Consider the following 17,574-nt stretch of genomic DNA (forward strand, 5'->3'; position numbering starts at 1 on the left):
TTCAGGCCTGAGTCGCTCGTCACGGCGGGGACCGGCGCGGAGCCGTAACGGGGAAGGAGCTTCTATTCGGCCGGCCAGAACTGGAAGAGGAACGTCTCGTCGATCGGGTCGTCTTCCTCGTCGTCGTAGTCGTCCGGAACGCCGGTGGGTGACCGCAGGACGCGCAGCCGCCAGGTGCCGTTCGGCTCGCCCAGATCGATGTGCTGATAGACCACACCGCCGATGAGGTGGAGGGGGGCCACCTTTCCCGAGACGAGCCGAACGGACAGTTCGGCGGTGTCCGCGTCGAGTGTGGGGTCGACGGGCGGCTCCTCATCCCAGCGCTGCTGCTCAGTGTGGTGACACCGTTGTCGGTCGTGCCCGCGAATTCGCCGGGACCGACGAACGCTTCTCGCAGCGGTTCCGAAACTCGGAGGCCGTCGACGTCCGCCAGGAGAAGCGTGCTGTTCCAGATCGGAATCACCAGCCTGAGTTCATCCCGCAACGGCATGCCGGCTCCGTGTCTCAGCCGCCGACGTCGGTCTCTTCGATGAACGCGGCGAGTTGGCGGACGTTCCTGCATTCGTACATCGGGATCATGGCGGCGTAGCCGCTCGCCACCGAATCGCCCGTGTCCCATTGCCCTCGCGGTTCCGGGTTGAGCCAGTAGGCGTGCCGGACCTTTCCGGCGAGGCGTTTCAGGGTCTCGGTGTTCGGCGGCTGGTAGTTGGACCGGGCGTCGCCGAGGATGAGCAGGCTCGTTTTCGGGGTGAGGGCGTCGGCGTGCCGTTCCTCGAAGGTTTTGAGGACGTGGCCGTAGTTGGTGCGGCCGAATCTGCTGATGTCGGCTTCGGTGGTCATGCGGGTGATGGCGTCGAGGACGTCGGCGCCCGGGGCGAAATACTCGGTGATCTCGTCGACGGTGTCGACGAAGGCGAACGCCCTGACCTTGGTGAACTGCTCCCGCAACGCGAAGGTGAGCAGCAGGGTGAACTGCGCGAAGCCGGAGACCGAGTCGCTGGCGTCGGTGACGACGACCAGTTCCGGTTTGTGCGGGCGGCGGGGCTTCAGATGGGTGGTCAGCGGCACCCCGCCCGACTGCAGCGACGCCCGGACCGTCCGCCGGAAGTCGAGGCGGCCCCGGTCGCCCTTCTTGTGTTTCATCGACAGGCGGGTCGCCAGTCGCCGGGCCAGGGGGTGGATCTCTCTCCGCATCTCGGCGAGTTCCGCCTTGGTCACACGCAGGAAGTCGCGGTGGTCGATCGGCGGCTTCACCGCCGATCTGGTGATGCGTTCGCGGCCCTGTTCCTCGGCGATTCTGCGCCTGACGTCGGTGGCCACTTCGGCCTCGAACGCGGCGATGTTCGTCGTGATGCGCTGACGGGCCAGTTTCTCGGGCAGCCCGCCCCGTTCACCCAGGAGTCTGGCGATCAGCGTCTGCGGCGAAAGCGCGCGCATGACCGGATAGGAGAACCACGACTGGCGTCCGGGCCCGGCCTGAACCCGGCCGAACCGCTCGACCATGGCCTGCGCGAACGCCCGGAACCCGGGGTCGCCGGGATTCCCTTTCAGGAGTTCGGCGAGCTCGGTTCGCAGGTCTTCGGGGTCGTCGCCCCGGTGTTTCGGCGGGCCCTGGGTCGTGGACGGGAACCAGAGGTCGAACAGGACGTCGAAGCCCTCCCGGTGCTGGGGCCGTTTCACCAGCGTCGCGGCGTAGGCCTGGCGCAGGGTCTCCCGGTCGGCCAGGTCGATGTGCCGGAGGGCGTGGGCGGCGTCCAGCCCCTCGGCCAGCGAGACGGGTAGCCCGGTCTCCCGCAGGGCGTGCACGAAGCCGATGTGCCGGTCGATCACCGCAGGCCCAGTTCCTTGGCGGCCCGCTGCTGGTCGGAGTGGTGCTTCAGGACGACGCCCAGCGTCTCGGCGACGGTCTGCTCGTCGAGCACCTCACGCCCGAGGGCGAGCAGGGTGTGCGCCCAGTCGACGGTCTCGGCGATGCTCGGCGACTTCTTCAACTCCAGGGCGCGCAACGTGGCCGCCGTCCGCGCGAGCTGCTCGGCGAGCGCCTCGGCGATGCCCGGCACCTGCGCCAGCACGATGTCGCGCTCACGTTCGGGGGTCGGGTAGTCGAGGTGAAGGTAGAGGCAGCGGCGCTTGAGCGCCTCGCTGAGCTCGCGGGTCGCGTTCGAGGTGAGGACGACGAACGGTCTCCGCGCGGCGCTGATGGTGCCGAGCTCGGGGATGGTGATCTGGAAGTCCGAGAGGATCTCCAGAAGCAGGCCCTCGACCTCGACGTCGGCCTTGTCGGTCTCGTCGATCAGCAGGACGGTGGGCCGCTCCGACCTGATCGCCTTGAGGAGCGGCCGCTCCAGGAGGAACTCCTCGGCGAAGATGTCGTCCCAGGCGTCGTCGTCGGCCTGGATGCGGAGCAGCTGCTTCTTGTAGTTCCACTCGTAGAGGGCCCTGGCCTCGTCGAGGCCCTCGTAGCACTGGAGCCTGACCAGGTCGGCGTCTGCCGCTTCGGCTATCGCCTTGGCCAGCTGGGTCTTCCCGACGCCGGCCGGGCCCTCTGCCAGCAGGGGCTTCTCCAGTACGCCGGCCAGGAAGACCGAGGTGGCGATGGCGTCGTCGGAGAGGTATCCGGTCTGGCGGAGACGGGTGACGGCTTCCGACGGTGAGGCGAACCAGGTCACGTGGGCTTCCCCTTGGGCGTACCGAATGATGTTCTACTGTAGCCCGATTTGGTGGGGGTTCGGAGTCGCGGTAATCTACAAGGGCTTCAAGCGCCGCTAGCTCAGTTGGTTAGAGCAGCTGACTCTTAATCAGCGGGTCCGGGGTTCGAGTCCCTGGCGGCGCACAGCGAAAATCCCAGGCCGGAGCTGTTCTGGCCTGGGATTTTTCATGCCTTCGGCAGCCATCGCGCCACCACGTGGCGAGGGACCGTGGCGTCGACGTGCCACAACCGACGGGCGCCGTCCCACCTGGCGCCTCTCACCAGCCGCTTGAGCTCGTCCTTGTCGTCGAAGGACACATCGAGGTACAGGCGGCCGTCGGCCACCACACCCGGTGCGACGTCGCCCGGTGGCCTCGGCCGAGCCGGGCGGTCCATTCGGGCGCGGTCGACGATGCGCCTGACCCGGCGGCAGGAGGCCGGGTCGGTGATCCGCATCATCAGGTCGGTCGGGCCCGTGTTGGCCAGCAGGTTGAGCGAGCCGTGCCACAACACGGTCTCGTCGATGATGAGCACCTTCTCGTGCATGCGTTCCCGGAGGTTCACCCGGCACCCCGCGGCGCGGAGGTCGTCGACGAGAGGGTTCAGACGGGTGTGGACGGTCACCTGGACGCCCGCCCGTATCCTCGGCACGAGCACGTCGAGCCAGCGGCGGACGGGCCCGGGATCGAGGAAGGCGCAGAAGACGTCGACGGACCGCCGGGCGTGGGCGATGTCCCAGGCGACCGCGCGCGCGACCTCGTCGGCGGGGAAGAACGCGGGCCGGGCCAGTTCCTCTTCGGCCAGTTCCGTCAGGTCGGCCGCGCCGCGGACCGGCACCAGGTCGTCGACCGCCAGCCGGTGGGCGTGCCGCTCAAGATGGCCGAGCAGACGCGCGGCCTCCCCTGCGGGGTTGAGGCTCGCGCGCAGGAACCGCGTGTCGGCCACCACGACGAGATGGTCCTGCGCGCGGCTGAGGGCGACGTTGAGCAGCCGGCACGTGGACGAGGCCAGGCCGAGCCCCTCGTAGAACCAGCCGAGCCGCGATCCGGCGCCGGCCACGGTGTCGATGATCACCACGGGCCGCTGGCTGCCCTGGAATCGATGGACGGTGTCGACCAGCCCGTCGTAGTGGTCGCCGAACCGGTAGGTCAGGCTCTCGCGGAGCGCCCGCGCCTGTGCCTTGTACGGGGTGATCACCGCCAGCTGCCCGGTGGGCGGAGCCGCCGACCCTCGGGCGGGCAGGATCCCGCCGTACTGCAGACCGCGGACGAGTTCGTGGATGACGGCCTCGTGCACGGTGTTGGTCTTGTGGGCGTCGGCCCCGGACCGAGGGTCGGACATGCGGCGAGAGGCGGTGTCGACGAGGATCACCGGGCCGCCCAGCAGGGCGGAGACGGGCAACCCACTGCGGTCGGTGCGGCCGGTGCGCAGTGGCGCGTCGGGGTAGGCGACGGTGTTCACGATGTCGCAGATCGCCGGACGCATGCGATATTGCGTGTCGAGGCACACCATGCGCGGATCGGCGCGGCGGGCCGTGCCGGTCGGGTCGACGAGCCCGGCCAGGCTGAACGGGTCGCGGTCCATCCAGAACCGGGCGTGCTCCTTGTCGTCAGAGGTGGCTGCGCGATCGCCCGACGCCTTGGTCACCGCCGGCAACTGGCGGAAGTCCCCGGCGACCACCAGGCGGCGGGCGGCGAGCCCCGCCGCACACCAGGCCGAGGGTGTGTTCACCATCCCTGCCTCGTCGATGACGACGACGTCGACCGATTCCATGAGCTTGCGCGACTGCACCGCTTTCGCCACGGTCGTGCCCATCACCCGGCAGTTGCCGCGTACGACCTCGGCGACCCGCTGCAGGTCCTGTTGCAGCCGCGTCAGGAGGCGCTGCGACCGGTCGACGGTCTCGTGCAACTGCCCGGCGGGCGGCAGCGCCCGCAGCCGCCCGCGCGCCGCGAGCACCCCGGCCTCGACCTGGCTGATCTCCTCCGCGCGCCGCCGTCGCGCGTCGAGGGCAGCCGGGAGTCGCCCGTCGAGGACGGCCAGCTCGTGTTGCCGTTCCCACCGCATCTGGCCGAGGTGCTCCAGTTTGGCCTGCTTCTTCTTGGCGAAGAGCCCCGGACGTGTGCTGACGGCGTGGATCTCCCGGTCGAGCTCGCCGATCGCGATCTGCCGCGACCGGATCCGTTCCTGTAGGGAGGACAGTGCCCGATCGGTCTCCTCGCACGCCGCGCGCAGGTCGGCCAGCCGGGCCTCCGCCTCCGCTGCCTCTGCGTGCACGGCCAGGTCACGGCGGGCCGCGTCCAGCCGCGACTGGACGTCGGCGATCTGCGCGACCATCGAACCCGACAGCCGCCGGGCGATCCGGGCCGGATCGATGTCGTCGCCGAACGCGGTCGCCAGCGAGGGCAGCTCGATCTCCCCGGCACGCTGCACGAGCCCCGCGTCGAAGCCGTCCTCGTCCGACAGGAGCGTGCAGATCCGTTCCAGCGCCTGGTCGACGGCCACTTTCGTTGGAGCGACGAACAGCACGCGCAGGCCCTGGCGGTAGCTGCCTTCGGCGATACAGCTCACCACGTCGGTCTTCCCCGTGCCCGGCGGGCCCCAGACGAAGGTCAGATCACTGCCCAGGGCCTGCTCGATCGCCTGCCGCTGCCGGTCGTTGAGCAGGCGTTCGCGGTAGCCGCGGACATACCGTTCGGGGGTGGTGCAGCGGCCGACGCGGGGCCGTCCGTCGCCGGTCAGCCATCCGGCGGCCGTCAGGTTGAGGCCGCCCCCGGCGGCCGATTCGAGTTTCTCGACGACGGCCTCCCAGCCGGCCGTCTCGTCTTCACGTAGCCGCGCCTCGGCCGGCTGGGCGCCGAGGTCGGCCGAGGTGCGGACCTTGACCTTGCCGTCGGGCATGCGCTGGACCTCGGCTCGCGCCCACGCGTCCCGGTTGCGGGAGAGCCGGATGAGCATCCGGTCGCCGGCGAACCTGTCTCGCCATGTGGCGCAGGTGAACAGGTACTCGTTCCGCCCGGTCCGGCGTCCCGCCGAGAGAGTGAGCTTCTCCCCGTCACCGTCGCTTCGCAGTTCGGCGTCGATCTCCAGGCGTACGGCCCGCAGGAGTTCGTCAACCGGGAACGGACCTGTCATCGCGCTCCTGGGATAGGAGGTCAACATGACCGTACGATTCACACGATAACGGGATCAGCCTTCCTCCGTGCTGGTGAGGAAGCCGGTCGGTCTCATGTCGTGGTCTTCTCCCGGTTGGCGGAGCCGTGCAGGCGTCCGGCGAGCCTGTCGACATCGCGGAAGAGGTCACTCGGCTCCTGATCCAGGTCCAGAACGTGGGCGTGAACGCGGATGGTGGAGTTTCGGATCCTGTACGGCTCCGCCGCCGGTGTGCCGGAGGCGTATACGAGATGTCCTTCCGCGACGTCGAGGGCGGTGCAGTAGGCGATCACCTGATACAGGTGCTCAGGCGGCGGGTTCCCCTTGAGGGTTCGATACTTCGCGTCGACGACCACGGATGGCCGCCCGGCGCGGTGGACGAGGAGATCGGTTCTGATTCGAGTGCCGTGCCGCTCGGTCAGCCGTGACTCCTGAGACGCGGTGCACCGCAGTCCGAAAGGGCGCAGCGCGATGGTCAGGCGGCGGACGAGGAAATCTTCGAAGACCTGTGCCAGGTTGAGAAGGAATCCGTTCATGTGCACTGCCCTGAGGCCCTGCTGCCGCAACGACGCACCCGAGAGAATCAGCTCGGCCAGCTTGAGTGCGGTGATGTAGCGAGTGTTGAGCCGGCTCGGTGTCCAGCGCGGCAGGGGTGCTCCCCCGGGGATGGGTGTCACCCCGACCAGCCGACCGGAAAGGTGCCGGAGCACGGTGGTCGTGACCTCCGGTACACCGGGAAGGCGCCGTGCGACCTCGATCGCGCTGAGGAGGAGCCGGTTCTCGGGAATGTCGGCGAGGTAGTCGTCGTAGGCGACCTCGATCGGGACGGGCCGTCCCATGCGCCGGCTCACCTGGGCACCCGTGCGGATGCGACCGCGGACCACGGTGAGCGCGTCCTCGCGGTGCACGTAGCCATGGAGGACGCCGCTGCGCAGCGTCCGTTCGGCGGCACGGGCGAACACGGTGGCCAGCAGAGGCACCGGCCGATCGTCGGCGGCGGCCATGACCTCACCGGCCTGCCACTGCACGCCGAGGTCGTCGAGCAAGCCGAACAGCCGCCGGATCGGCAGCTTCGGCGCGATGCTCAGTTCGACCGCGCCGTCGCCCGTGCCCAGCCGGACGGTACCCACTCGTTGGCCGGCCTTGAGCCGCCATCGCGACCCTGCCGGAGTGAGAGTGATGAGCTCGGGGACCGTCGTCAAGGTGGCGACCTGACTCGGCGTCAGCGTCCGCGGCTCAGCGGTGGTGGTCTCGGTCAGATGGAGTTCGAGGGTCATGGCAGGGTTTCGCCGAGGGCGGCGAGCAGGACCTCGAGACCGTAGTCGGCTTCGACGTCGTCGACATCGCCGTAGAGCTGGTCTTCCAGGAGCGGCAGGATCTCGGATGCCCAGATCAGCCTCAGGCCGTGGCCGGTGCCGACCTCTTTCCTCATCAGGTACGAGGGACCGATCGCCCTGTCAGGATCATTCAGGCGCCGGTTGATCTCGTCGAGGAGACGTGCGGCCAGAGGGGGAAGGCCGTTCCCCTTCAGCCATCGGTCGAGCAATCCGGCGATCGGCGGCTTGTTCGGGGCGAGCGCCCGGAAGGCGAACCTGCGGCGCATCGCGGCGTCCACCAAGGCCACCGAACGGTCGACCGTGTTCATCGTGCCGATGACGAAGACGTTCTTCGGCAAGTCGAAGGGGTCGTCGGGAGAGTACTGCAGAGTGATCGAGTGCCCGCGGTATTCCAGCAGGTAATAGAGCTCACCGAAGACCTTCGCGAGGTTGGCGCGGTTGATCTCGTCGATGATCAGGACGAGGGGGCGGTCGGGTTCTTCCCCGGCGAGTTTCGCCGCCTGCTTGAGCGGACCCGGCACAAGGTCGAACGCCAGCACGCCGTTCTCGAGACGAGGGCGGAAGCCCTCGATGAAGTCCTCGTATCCGTACGAGGGGTGGAACTGGACGAGGCGGGTGCGATCGGGCCCCGCCAGCGCCTCGCCGAGCTTGGTGGCCAGATAGGTCTTGCCTGTTCCGGGCGGTCCATAGAGGATCAGCTGGCCTTTGGCCGCGAGCAGGTCGGCGGTCTCCTGCAGCCAGTCGAGCGGCATGAGCAGCGCGTCGGCGGTCTCCTGCGCGATGTGCGGCACGATGACGTCGCGGGTCTCGTCCTCTGTCAAAAGTTCGTCGCTGACCTGCTCGTCGAGCCCGGCGTCGGTGGCCAGAGCCGCGATGACCTTGGTGAGCTCGGTGACGGTCATCACCGCCTTGAGCTTCGCCTTGGCCTCCTCCGGAAGCTTCTCACGGCTCAGCGACGTGGGCTTCCACTCAACCGGACGGCGTCTGGCGGCGTCCGGCCCCGCCGCGTCGTCGCGGTAGGCGTCACCGGTGATCCGGCCCACGTAGACCTTGTCGCCGTCCAGCGTGGCGACGAGATCGCCCGGCTTGAACTCGGTGAGGAATCGATGGAGCTGGCCGGTGGTGAGATCCTTGGTGCGTTGCCTGGCGTCGGGGATGGCGGCCGCGACGATGTCCGCGATCTGCTGCCGAGTGGCCCCGGGGGGAACGTCCGTTGCGATCTCGGAGAAGGAGATCGAGCAGAATCCCTGGTCCAACCAGACCGGAATCATGTTCTTGCCGCTGACGTTGGCGCCGCGAACCAGCCAGCCCTTCTGGTTCCCCACACGGGGTATATCCCAGCGCGATCGCCATGGTTCGTCGTAGAAGTCGAATGGGTCGCCGGTCTCCGCCTCGATCCGACGGCGAATCGCCAGGAGATCCCGGTCGACGTCGTCGCTCTTCGCGGCGAGCCGGTCGGCGAAGGCGTCGCGGATGGAGAGCTTGTTCTGCTCGACCGAGAGCGGGAGGAAGACGTCGGGAAACATCAGGAAGAGCAGCACGTGGAACTGGGCGCGGGCCCGCGAGTTGCCATCGTGGTCGGACAAGACCGACTGGGCGAGCTCACGGAAGCGCCAGGGGTCCTTCAGAGCGGTCTGGCGCTCCTCGGCCGGAGATCTCGTCAGCAGTCGCACCAACCGGATCAGGAAGGCGAACTGGGCCCAGCGATAGTTGAGGAAGGCCACGCCTCCCTTCAGATAGCCCGGAGAGGTGGCGCTCGCCAGCTCAGCGGGCACTGTCACCTCGGTCGACGCCCATGACAGCACCGTGCGGAGGATGACCGCCTTGCGGTCGGCGCCGATCGTGGCGGGACTGAGTGGTAAGAGGTTGAGGTAGAGGAGTTCGGCGGCCAGCACGATCGCCTCGTCACCGGCTTCGGAGATCTGCCGTTTCAGTTTGACCAGAAACTGGTCGGACGATTCGTCGGCGTTTTCCACAAAACGCCGGAACAGCTCGTCGGCGGCATCAGGGGTCCAGGCCGCGATGTTTGGCGCGAACGATGACTTACCGGTCAATATGCCGCCTCCCAGTACCTGACGTGCGGCGCGGCAGACGATCACACCCTGTTCCCGATCCATGGCTTTCCCTTCATCAATGCATCAATGGGGGTACCGCCTTTGGTGAACAGTGATAGACGGCTTTCTGTATTCGCGCCAGCCTGACTGTTGAACTCAGTCCCGACAAGAACGGGTGTGCGTCGAGAGCAGGCCGCCCGATTGATCATCCTGGCGGAAGTCAACGGCCTCGCCACGGAATCCGCGAGACCCGGGCGGCCGAGCCACCCTCACGCCGAAGCGTGAGCTCAGAAACGGGCCCGTTCCCGCCACGACGTCCAGATCGTCTCGTCGCCGAAGATCTCCAGGGCGCCCTCGCGCCGGTTCAGCAGCGCCAGGAACAGCTCGGTCGCGGGCCCCCTGACCGCCAGGTCGCCCTTCCCGTGCCCCACTTCCCACACCACCCGGTCCTCCTCGCCGCGCAACATCCACTCGCCCTCGGTGTCGGTCGTGTGCAGGTGCACGGTCACCCCGGGGTCCAGGGTCGGCCGGGGAGCCGCGACGGTGTCGATCCACTCCTCGATGCCGTCGGCGGCTAGGTCGGGCGAGAGGTCGTAGGGGCGTCCGAGGGCGAGGGCCGCGTCGGCGCGGTGCATGGTCGCCTCGTGCAGGCGGCGGCGGACCCACCACTCGGCCGGGCGGGGGCCCCAGAACGTCCACACATACGTGTTCGGGCCGATCGAATCGATGGCGTCGCGCAGGATGGCGGGGCCTTCGCGGAGCCAGGCCAGGGCGCCTTCGGGGTCGGCCGGGGGTTTGCCGTCGCGGACCTCGCGCGGGTCGAGGTATTCGCCGATCCGGTCGCTGATGATCTGGGCCGACCAGCGGTCGCCCCGGCCGACGTGGCGGAAGAGCTGCTTCAGGGTCCAGCCGGGGCAGGTCGGGACTTCCGTCGTCTCGTCGGCGTCGGTGACGAGGTCAGCGAAGCGGGCGTTCTGGTCGATCAGGGCGGTCATGTGGTCCATGGGCACGATCATCCCCGGTCGGCTCGCCGTCCGACAGGAACAGCAGGCCCGGGCCGGGGTGCCGCAGCGTGGCGCGGATGCGGCGGGCCAGCGCCGCCTCGGCCAGGCCGCCGATGTCGTCGAGGGCCACGAAGCGGACTTCGGCGATCTCGCCGTCGAGGAAGCGGATCTCGGCCAGGTCGTCGGCGCTCAGGATTCCGCCGTCGAAGAGGAAGGCCAGCATGGGGCGGCGGTCGGGGCGGGCCGGCCGGACGTCGATGCTGAGCAGGTCGCCCACCGGGCGGTCGAGGCCGAGCTCCTCCCGGAGCTCGCGGCGGGCCGCCGCCGCGGGGGTCTCGCCGCCGCCGACCTCGATCACCCCGCCGGGCACGTCCCAATCGTTCTTGTACGTCGTGCGCACCAGCAGCACCCGGCCGTCTTCGTCGGTGAACAGCACACCGGCGGCGGAGATGGCGACCGGGAGGGCGGCGTACCACGCGGGGAGATTCACCGGGCGATGCTACAGCCGCCGGGCGGGGTGAACCCCGACGTTCACGACGGACCTGTCACCCAACGTCCGGGAGAGTTCGACGGTGAAGGGCGTGGGCGGGTTGCCCTGGCAGGTCGCCCCTCCGATTTTCGGCCGGACCGCCACGGCGACCCGCACCTCCCGGTCGGTCTCCTCCAGTTCGACCAGCTCGACCCGGCCGACGGCCGGCTGGCCGCTCGCGCACGCCCGTTCGGTGACCAGGAGGTTCAGGCGGGTGCCCGCCGCCGAGCCGAGGGCGAGGTCGGCGTCGTCGAGGCCGGGGAAGACCCGGTGCAGGGAGCAGCGGGTGGATGTGCGCAGGTGCCAGCCGTTGTTCGGGCCGAACCGTTCGATCAGCAGGTACTGGTGGGTGCTGTCGCCGAAGTCGGGGGCGTCGGGCTGCTCGATCTCGCCGATCAGGGCCACCCGGTCGGGGCTCTCCTCGACGATGTGCCAGGCTGCCAGGTCGGCGGGGGCGTGGACCTCGGTTCCCCTGAGCGCCGCCCGCCCGTCGGCTCCCAGGCGGGTCGCCGGTGGACCGGTCAGGGCGGCCGGGGGGACAGGTTCTCCGTTGCAGGCGTACATGACGCCGGGGGCGGGGCAGGAGGCGGCCAGCAGGATGAGCGGCAGGATTCGCTTCATGCTGTTCTAGACGTATCCGGGATGCGCGCGGGCGCAGTCGGAGCGGAGGAGGAGCGGTCTGAACCGGAATCCCGTTGCAGATCACTCCGATTTCTCGACATGGTCGGGATTATCTGACATGTGCCAATAGTCGCGGGTCGAGACGGCCAATCCCGCCGCGTCGAACGTCACGAAAACGCAGCCCGCCAAGTTCCCTTCGCGGGCGCTCACCCGGAACTCGATCGCCGCCGAATCGCCGTCGGCCAACGGCTCTCCGAATCGCACGTCGAGCACGTCTTCTTCGGAGAACGACCACGTCAGATAGTCCCTGAGCGCGTCGAGGCCGCGGTGCGGCTCGCGGAAGGGCATCGAGCGGTGGACGATGCCGGGGGCGTACAGGGAAAGGAGCAGGTCGACGTCGTGGGCGGCCCAGCCGGTCTGCCAGGTCTGGGCGAAGCGGCGGGCGATCTCCCTGGTGTTCACCCGGTGAAGCCTAGGCTGAGGGAATGGTGGTGGGGACGTCCGGCTGGCAGTACGCCGATTGGCGCGGTGTGCTCTATCCGCGGGGCCTGCCGCAGAAAAGCTGGCTGGAGCACTACGGCACCGAATTCGGCACCGTCGAGAACAACGGCGCGTTCTACCGGCTGCCCCGGCGCGAGACCTTCGAGCAATGGCACGACCGCACGCCCGGCGATTTCGTCATGGCGGTCAAGGCGAGCCGTTATCTGACCCACGTCAGGCGGCTCAAAGACCCGAAGGAACCGGTCGGCCGGCTGATGGAGGTGGCCGAGGGGCTGGGCGAGAAACTCGGGCCGATCCTCATTCAACTGCCGCCCACTCTCCGTTATGAACAGGACGTTCTCGACGAGTGCCTCCGGTGTTTTCCGAAAGGCGTCGAGCTGGCCGTCGAGCCGCGCCACGAGTCGTGGTGGAACGACGACACCCGCCGAATCCTCGAGAACCGGTCGGCCGCCCTGGTCTGGAGCGACCGGCGCGGACGGCTCATGAGCCCGCTCTGGCGGACGACCACGTGGACCTACCTGCGATTCCACGAGGGAACGTCGAGGAAGAACCCGCCCGAATACGGCGACCAGGCGATGAAGACCTGGCTCGAAAGACTGCCCGACGACGGCTACGTCTACTTCAACAACGACCCCACCGGCGCGGCGGTGCGAAATGCCCGCCGGTTCCGTCAGCTGGCGACAAAATAGGGCATATGCGCACGATGACGCTGTGGCGTCCCACCGGCCCCGAGGAACTGGAGCTGGTCCGCCGGTCGGGCTTCACCGCGTGGCCCCCCAGGCTGCCCGAGCAACCGATCTTCTACCCGGTCCTCAACGAGCACTACGCCGTCACGATCGCCCGCGACTGGAACGTCCCGGCCTCCGGCGTCGGTTACGTCACCCGGTTCGAGGTCGAGGCGGAGTTCGCCGAGCGCTACCCGGTTCAGCGGGCGGGCGGCGAGACGATCCTCGAACTGTGGGTGCCCGCCGAGGAACTCGACGAGTTCAACCGGCACATCGTCGGCCTCATCGAGGTCGTGCACGAGTTCCGCGCCGAATGAGGCTGCTCGGTCCGGCCGAGCTGGACGCCTCCTCGGTCGTCGCCAACAACGCCATGAACCGGGGCCGCCGGCTGCGCGGCTACTCCCGGGAACTCGGCCTGAATCTGGCCGAGACCGTGAAAGACAGATCGTGGCTGGACCTGTGCTGCGGTGAGGGCCACGCCCTGGCCGAGGCCGTGATGCTCGGCGCCGACGTCACCGGGGTCGACCTCGCCGGCCATTTCGCCGTGCCCCCGGGAAAGGGCCTGGAGCTGGTCGTCGCGTCGATTCCGGGCTGGCGTCCGGAAAGGAAGTACGACCTGATCACCGTCGTTCACGGCCTCCACTACCTCGGCGACAAACTCAGGGTCCTCGCCGACATCGCCGGTTGGCTCACCGAGCACGGCCGGTTCGCCGCCAACTTCGACGTCGCGTCGATCGAGGCCGGATCGCGCCGAAAGTTGCTGGCCGCGCTCAGAAGCCAGGGGTTCGCCTACGACCCCAGGAACAAGCGCGTCTCCCGGACCGGCCCGGCCGTGGTCGAGTTCCCCTACGAATACCTGGGCGCCGACGACACCGCCGGGCCCAACTACACCGGCCAGCCGGCCGTCGTCTCCCACTACCGGGCATAGACGAACCCGTACCGGATCAGGAGGTTCATCGACCATGTCACCGGCGACGCCTTACGGGGTGGAGGATCATCGCAGCGGTGTGCAGGCGGTCCTGGGCTCGTTGAGCCCGGCGGCCATCTTCATCGTGGCCACGATCAAGCCCACCGGGCACCAGGTGGTCAGGGACCTGGGCGAAGACCTGGCGGGGTTGTTGCGGACGGTCGGGTTCCGGTCGCTCGACCCCGGGTTGTCGTGCGTGCTGGGGTTCGGGTCGCAGTTGTGGGACCGGCTCTTCCCCGGGTTGCCGAAGCCCGCGGGGCTGCACCCGTTCGAGGAGATCCGGGGCGCCCACTACGCGCCGTCGACCCCGGGGGACCTGCTGATCCACATCCGGGCCAACCGGCACGACCTGTGCTTCGAGCTGGCCGGGCTGATCATGGACCGGCTGCGCGACGCGGTCGCGAGCGCCGACGAGGTGCACGGCTTCCGCTACTTCGACGCCCGTGACCTGCTCGGCTTCGTCGACGGCACCGAGAACCCCACCGGCGACCTGGCCCACCGGTCGGTGCTCATCGGCGACGAGGACCCCGACTACGCGGGCGGCTCCTACGTGCTGGTCCAGAAGTACGTCCACGACCTGGCCACCTGGAACCGGCTCGCGACCGAGGACCAGGAGAAGGTCATCGGCCGCCACAAGCTCTCCAACGTCGAGCTCGACGACGACGTGAAGCCGCCGAACGCGCACAACGCCCTCACGGTCATCGAGGAGGACGGCACGGAGCTGAAGATCCTGCGCGACAACATGCCCTTCGGCAACGCCTCGGCGGGCGAGTTCGGCACCTATTTCATCGGGTACGCCCGCACCTCCGGCCTGCTCGAACGCATGCTGACCAACATGTTCATCGGAGACCCGCCCGGCAACTACGACCGGATCCTCGACTTCTCCACCGCGCTGACCGGTTCCCTCTACTTCGTCCCCTCAGGAGCCTTCCTGGAAGACCCGCCGGAGCCCGCTCAGTCGCAGGCCGGCCGGTTGATCATCGGAGACCTCAAGGGAGTGCCGCAGACATGAACAACCTCCATCGGGAGCTGGCCCCGATCTCCGACGCCGCCTGGGCGCAGATCGAGGAGGAGGCCGCCCGCACCTTCAAACGGCACATCGCCGGACGCCGGGTGGTCGACGTGCACGGCCCCGAGGGGACCGAACTGTCGGCCGTGTCGACCGGGCACACGACCCCGATCCAGCCGCCCGCGACCGGCGTGCAGGCCCGGCAGCGGGAGGTGTCGCGGCTGGTCGAGCTGCGGCGGCCGTTCGAGCTCGACCGGGAGGCGGTCGACGACGTCGAGCGCGGCTCCAACGACTCCGACTGGCAGCCCGTCAAGGACGCCGCCGCCGCGCTGGCCATCGCCGAGGACCGGGCCGTCTTCGAGGGGTACGGCCCCGGCCAGATCTCCGGCGTCATCCCGCTCAGCGCCCACGCGCCGCTGGTGCTCCCGGCCGACGTGCGGGCCTATCCCGACGCCATCGCGCAGGCCCTCGGCATCCTGCGCATGGCCGGGGTCGACGGCCCCTACTCGGTGCTGCTGTCGGCCGACGCCTACACCGGGGTCGCCGAGACGGCCGACCACGGCTACCCCGTGATCGAGCACCTCCGGCGCTTCGTGAGCGGCGACATCATCTGGGCCCCGGCGATCAGCGGCGCGGTCGTGCTCACCACCCGGGGCGGCGACTTCGATCTGCATCTCGGTCAGGACGTCTCCATCGGATATCTCAGCCATACCGACACCACGGTGACGCTCTATCTCCAGGAGTCGTTCACCTTCCTGCCGTTCACGGCGGAGGCGGCCATTCATTTGACGAGTCCGTAATTGGTTCTTCGGCAATTATTGACAGGTCAACGGATACCCACCAGTATTGCCCGGACGGGGCGGGGGCCACAGCTTTAAACACGGGGAGACATGCGGGTATTCGTCGTGGACGAAGATAGTCAGACGGCGGCCGAGATCGAGGCCGCCTTGGGGAAAAGCGGTTATTCGGTCACGGTCGGATCCGACCGGACGGCGACTCTCGGATATGACGTCGTCTTTCTCGGCGTCCAGGGCGACGACGGGACCGCGGCCTGCCGGGAGATCCGGCGGGTCAGCGACGTGCCGATCATCGTGTTGTCGGCCAGCGACGACCGGGCCGAACGGGTCCGCGGCCTGCGCGCCGGCGCCGACGACTACCTGGTCAAACCCGTCTGCATGGAGGAGCTGGAGGCCCGGCTGGAGGCGGTGCTGCGGCGCACCCGGGGCGGCAAGACCGACGTGCTCCAGGCGGGCGACATCCAGATCGACGCGCGGCGTTATCTGGTCTGGCGCGACGGCCGGAACGTGCCGCTGACGCCGAAGGAGTTCGCGTTGCTCCGGCGTCTGGTGCAGACGCCCGGCGAGGTCGTCACCAAGCAGACGTTATTGCTGGAGAACTGGAAGGACCTGAGCCGTTCGGCGGCGCGGACTCTCGACGTCCACATCGCGCATCTGCGCGCCAAACTCGGCGAGCCGAATGTCGTGGAAACGGTGCGGGGCGTGGGTTACAAGCTGATCCCCTGAAAAGACTGGCAGGTGTTGCCAGGAGCGTTCCAACGGCTTCTGGGGTGTGATGTGCCCATGAGAAAGAAGCCGTTCCGGCTGTTAAGCGCTCCACTGCTCGCCCTCGCGATGGTCCTGTCCGTCATGAGCTCGCCCGCCCGGGCCGACTCCGACCCGCTGGTCGCCGTCCAGTGGGAGCTGGCCCGCACGACGTACACCCTGATCGAGGCCCTGAACCACCCCCACCCCGCGCTCGGCCGGGCCGCCCGCTCGCAGAGCATCTCGGTCGACATCGCCGCCCCGCGCGACGAGGTCTTCGGGATCTACTCGAACTTCGAGAACCACATCGGCGCCAACCCGCTGCTCCAGCGGGTGGTCGTGCACTCCGACACCACCGCCGCCGGGGTGCGCACCATCAACCAGACGGCGATCGAGAACACGCCGCTCCAGCCGGGGCTGCCCGCGACCCCGATCAATACCCACGCCCAGCAGCGCGTCAACGCGGCGGGGTACTTCTACGAGGTCGACTCGTGGACGCTGCCCAACGTCATCACCCACCAGACGATCACCTTCGAGGACCTCGGCGCGGCCGGGACCCGGGTGACCGAGAACCTGACGTTCGAGGCCAGCATCCTGCTGATCGACTACACGGTCTCGCAGGGCGTCATGGCCCACCAGGGCATCCAGTCGGTGTTCAAGCAGCGCATCGAGAGCGGTTTCTACAGCTAGTCCTGCGGGTGCACCGCGAGGGCGCCCGCCGCGTTGCGGATCGCGAACGTCACGCTGCCGGCCCGGTAGCGGTCGTCCGACCACTCCGCCGGGCGCCCCTCCCGCGTCGTCGTCACCCGCCGCTGCCGCAGCAGCGGCCCGCCCCGCCGCACGCCGAGCAGGCGGGCGTCCTCCGTCCCGGCCGCGACGGCGTCGATCAGATGCTCCCCGTACGCGAACACCAGGCCGCGCGACTCGAAGAGGGCCCGCGTGACCGAGTCGCAGTCGGCCGGTAACCGCTCGACCGCCGGGGCGAGCCAGCCGGCGTACACGGTGCGTTCGAGCAGCACCGCGACGCCGTCGAGGCGGCGCAGCCGGAGCACCTGCAGCACCGGATCGCCGACGGCCAGCCCGAGACGGGCCGCCTCGGCGGCGCCGGCCGTGCGGCGGCTCTGCTCGATCACCTGGCCGGTCACCTCGTGCCCGGCGGCCCGCGCCCACTCGGCGAAACTGTGCAGCACCGCGAAGTTCTGACTGCGTTCGCGGCCCAGCACGATCCGTCTGGCACCCTGGCGGGAGCCCACCAGCCCTTCGGCGGTCAAGACCGCGACGGCCTGGCGGATCGTCCCCCGCGCCACCTTGTGCCGGGCGGCCAGCACCGTCTCCGAGGGCAGGGGCGCGCCGACCGGGAGCTCACCGCCGAGGATGGCCGCCCGGAGCTCGTCGGCGATGCGCGCGTAACGCGGGTGCACGGGCCGCTCCCAGTCGTTGTGTA

Annotated in this window: 18 protein-coding genes and 1 tRNA gene; 8 read left to right on the forward strand and 11 right to left on the reverse strand. The window is 69.0% G+C overall.

The features are described 5' to 3' along the window. Positions 1 to 62: 62 nt before the first annotated feature. The 3 genes from AW271_RS31715 to AW271_RS31725 form a co-directional block, all read right to left on the reverse strand. On the reverse strand, positions 63 to 242 hold the full coding sequence (locus tag AW271_RS31715; RefSeq protein ID WP_062341293.1) for a hypothetical protein: 180 nt from the start codon (positions 240 to 242) through the stop codon (positions 63 to 65). Between the two features lie 262 nt (positions 243 to 504). After that, positions 505 to 1,830, reverse strand: coding sequence for a vWA domain-containing protein (locus tag AW271_RS31720; protein WP_062341294.1), 1,326 nt, complete (start codon positions 1,828 to 1,830; stop codon positions 505 to 507). Then, positions 1,827 to 2,669 carry an AAA family ATPase gene (locus tag AW271_RS31725; protein ID WP_062341295.1) on the reverse strand — a complete coding sequence of 281 codons (843 nt, stop codon included), beginning with the start codon at positions 2,667 to 2,669 and terminating at the stop codon, positions 1,827 to 1,829. Before AW271_RS31725 ends, AW271_RS31720 begins: the two co-directional genes overlap by 4 nt. Before the next feature lie 90 nt (positions 2,670 to 2,759). On the opposite strand from AW271_RS31725, the gene AW271_RS31730 reads away from it, so the two are divergent. After that, a tRNA-Lys gene (locus tag AW271_RS31730) sits at positions 2,760 to 2,833 on the forward strand. 42 nt (positions 2,834 to 2,875) lie between these two features. On the opposite strand, the gene AW271_RS39060 is transcribed toward AW271_RS31730, so the two are convergent. The 7 genes from AW271_RS39060 to AW271_RS31765 form a co-directional block, all read right to left on the reverse strand. Continuing rightward, positions 2,876 to 5,824, reverse strand: a complete 2,949-nt coding sequence (locus AW271_RS39060) for an AAA domain-containing protein (RefSeq protein ID WP_083977555.1) — start codon at positions 5,822 to 5,824, stop codon at positions 2,876 to 2,878. 92 nt (positions 5,825 to 5,916) lie between these two features. Beyond that, the gene (locus tag AW271_RS31740) at positions 5,917 to 7,119 is read right to left on the reverse strand and encodes an McrC family protein (RefSeq protein WP_062341296.1); all 1,203 of its coding nucleotides are present in this window, start codon (positions 7,117 to 7,119) and stop codon (positions 5,917 to 5,919) included. After that, entirely contained in the window at positions 7,116 to 9,296 is a 2,181-nt protein-coding gene (locus tag AW271_RS31745) for an McrB family protein (RefSeq protein ID WP_062341297.1), read from the reverse strand. Before AW271_RS31745 ends, AW271_RS31740 begins: the two co-directional genes overlap by 4 nt. A 224-nt stretch (positions 9,297 to 9,520) precedes the next feature. Then, positions 9,521 to 10,237, reverse strand: coding sequence for a maleylpyruvate isomerase family mycothiol-dependent enzyme (locus AW271_RS31750; RefSeq protein WP_062341298.1), 717 nt, complete (start codon positions 10,235 to 10,237; stop codon positions 9,521 to 9,523). Next, on the reverse strand, positions 10,191 to 10,727 hold the full coding sequence (locus AW271_RS31755; RefSeq protein WP_063818183.1) for an NUDIX domain-containing protein: 537 nt from the start codon (positions 10,725 to 10,727) through the stop codon (positions 10,191 to 10,193). Before AW271_RS31755 ends, AW271_RS31750 begins: the two co-directional genes overlap by 47 nt. 9 nt (positions 10,728 to 10,736) lie before the next feature. Next, a complete protein-coding gene (locus AW271_RS31760) occupies positions 10,737 to 11,387 on the reverse strand; it encodes a hypothetical protein (RefSeq protein WP_062341299.1) in 651 nt (216 codons plus the stop codon). 81 nt (positions 11,388 to 11,468) lie between these two features. Next, a complete protein-coding gene (locus tag AW271_RS31765; protein ID WP_062341300.1) occupies positions 11,469 to 11,849 on the reverse strand; it encodes a nuclear transport factor 2 family protein in 381 nt (126 codons plus the stop codon). 23 nt (positions 11,850 to 11,872) lie between these two features. Here AW271_RS31765 and AW271_RS31770 point away from each other — a divergent pair, with 23 nt between their 5' ends. From AW271_RS31770 to AW271_RS31800, 7 genes are all read left to right on the forward strand, one after another. Next, positions 11,873 to 12,577 (forward strand): DUF72 domain-containing protein, encoded by a 705-nt coding sequence (locus tag AW271_RS31770; RefSeq protein WP_062341301.1) that lies wholly within the window; start codon positions 11,873 to 11,875, stop codon positions 12,575 to 12,577. 5 nt (positions 12,578 to 12,582) lie between these two features. Beyond that, positions 12,583 to 12,930 (forward strand): hypothetical protein, encoded by a 348-nt coding sequence (locus AW271_RS31775; RefSeq protein WP_062341302.1) that lies wholly within the window; start codon positions 12,583 to 12,585, stop codon positions 12,928 to 12,930. Continuing rightward, on the forward strand, positions 12,927 to 13,541 hold the full coding sequence (locus AW271_RS31780; RefSeq protein WP_062341303.1) for a class I SAM-dependent methyltransferase: 615 nt from the start codon (positions 12,927 to 12,929) through the stop codon (positions 13,539 to 13,541). The genes AW271_RS31775 and AW271_RS31780 overlap by 4 nt, the downstream gene beginning before the upstream one ends. A gap of 79 nt (positions 13,542 to 13,620) precedes the next feature. Further along, on the forward strand, positions 13,621 to 14,592 hold the full coding sequence (locus AW271_RS31785; protein ID WP_245653304.1) for a Dyp-type peroxidase: 972 nt from the start codon (positions 13,621 to 13,623) through the stop codon (positions 14,590 to 14,592). Then, the gene (locus AW271_RS31790; protein ID WP_062341305.1) at positions 14,589 to 15,389 is read left to right on the forward strand and encodes a family 1 encapsulin nanocompartment shell protein; all 801 of its coding nucleotides are present in this window, start codon (positions 14,589 to 14,591) and stop codon (positions 15,387 to 15,389) included. Before AW271_RS31785 ends, AW271_RS31790 begins: the two co-directional genes overlap by 4 nt. 90 nt (positions 15,390 to 15,479) lie before the next feature. Next, positions 15,480 to 16,112, forward strand: a complete 633-nt coding sequence (locus AW271_RS31795) for a response regulator transcription factor (RefSeq protein ID WP_062341306.1) — start codon at positions 15,480 to 15,482, stop codon at positions 16,110 to 16,112. Between the two features lie 57 nt (positions 16,113 to 16,169). Next, positions 16,170 to 16,820: an SRPBCC family protein gene (locus AW271_RS31800; protein WP_062341307.1), complete on the forward strand. Its 651-nt coding sequence runs from the start codon at positions 16,170 to 16,172 to the stop codon at positions 16,818 to 16,820. Here AW271_RS31800 and AW271_RS31805 read toward each other — a convergent pair. Beyond that, positions 16,817 to 17,551 (reverse strand): GntR family transcriptional regulator, encoded by a 735-nt coding sequence (locus tag AW271_RS31805; protein ID WP_062341308.1) that lies wholly within the window; start codon positions 17,549 to 17,551, stop codon positions 16,817 to 16,819. The genes AW271_RS31800 and AW271_RS31805 overlap by 4 nt on opposite strands. Positions 17,552 to 17,574: the final 23 nt, after the last annotated feature.

It is taken from the genome of Herbidospora sakaeratensis (genome assembly GCF_001570525.1).
In the GTDB taxonomy this organism is placed as follows: Bacteria; Actinomycetota; Actinomycetes; order Streptosporangiales; family Streptosporangiaceae; genus Herbidospora; species Herbidospora sakaeratensis.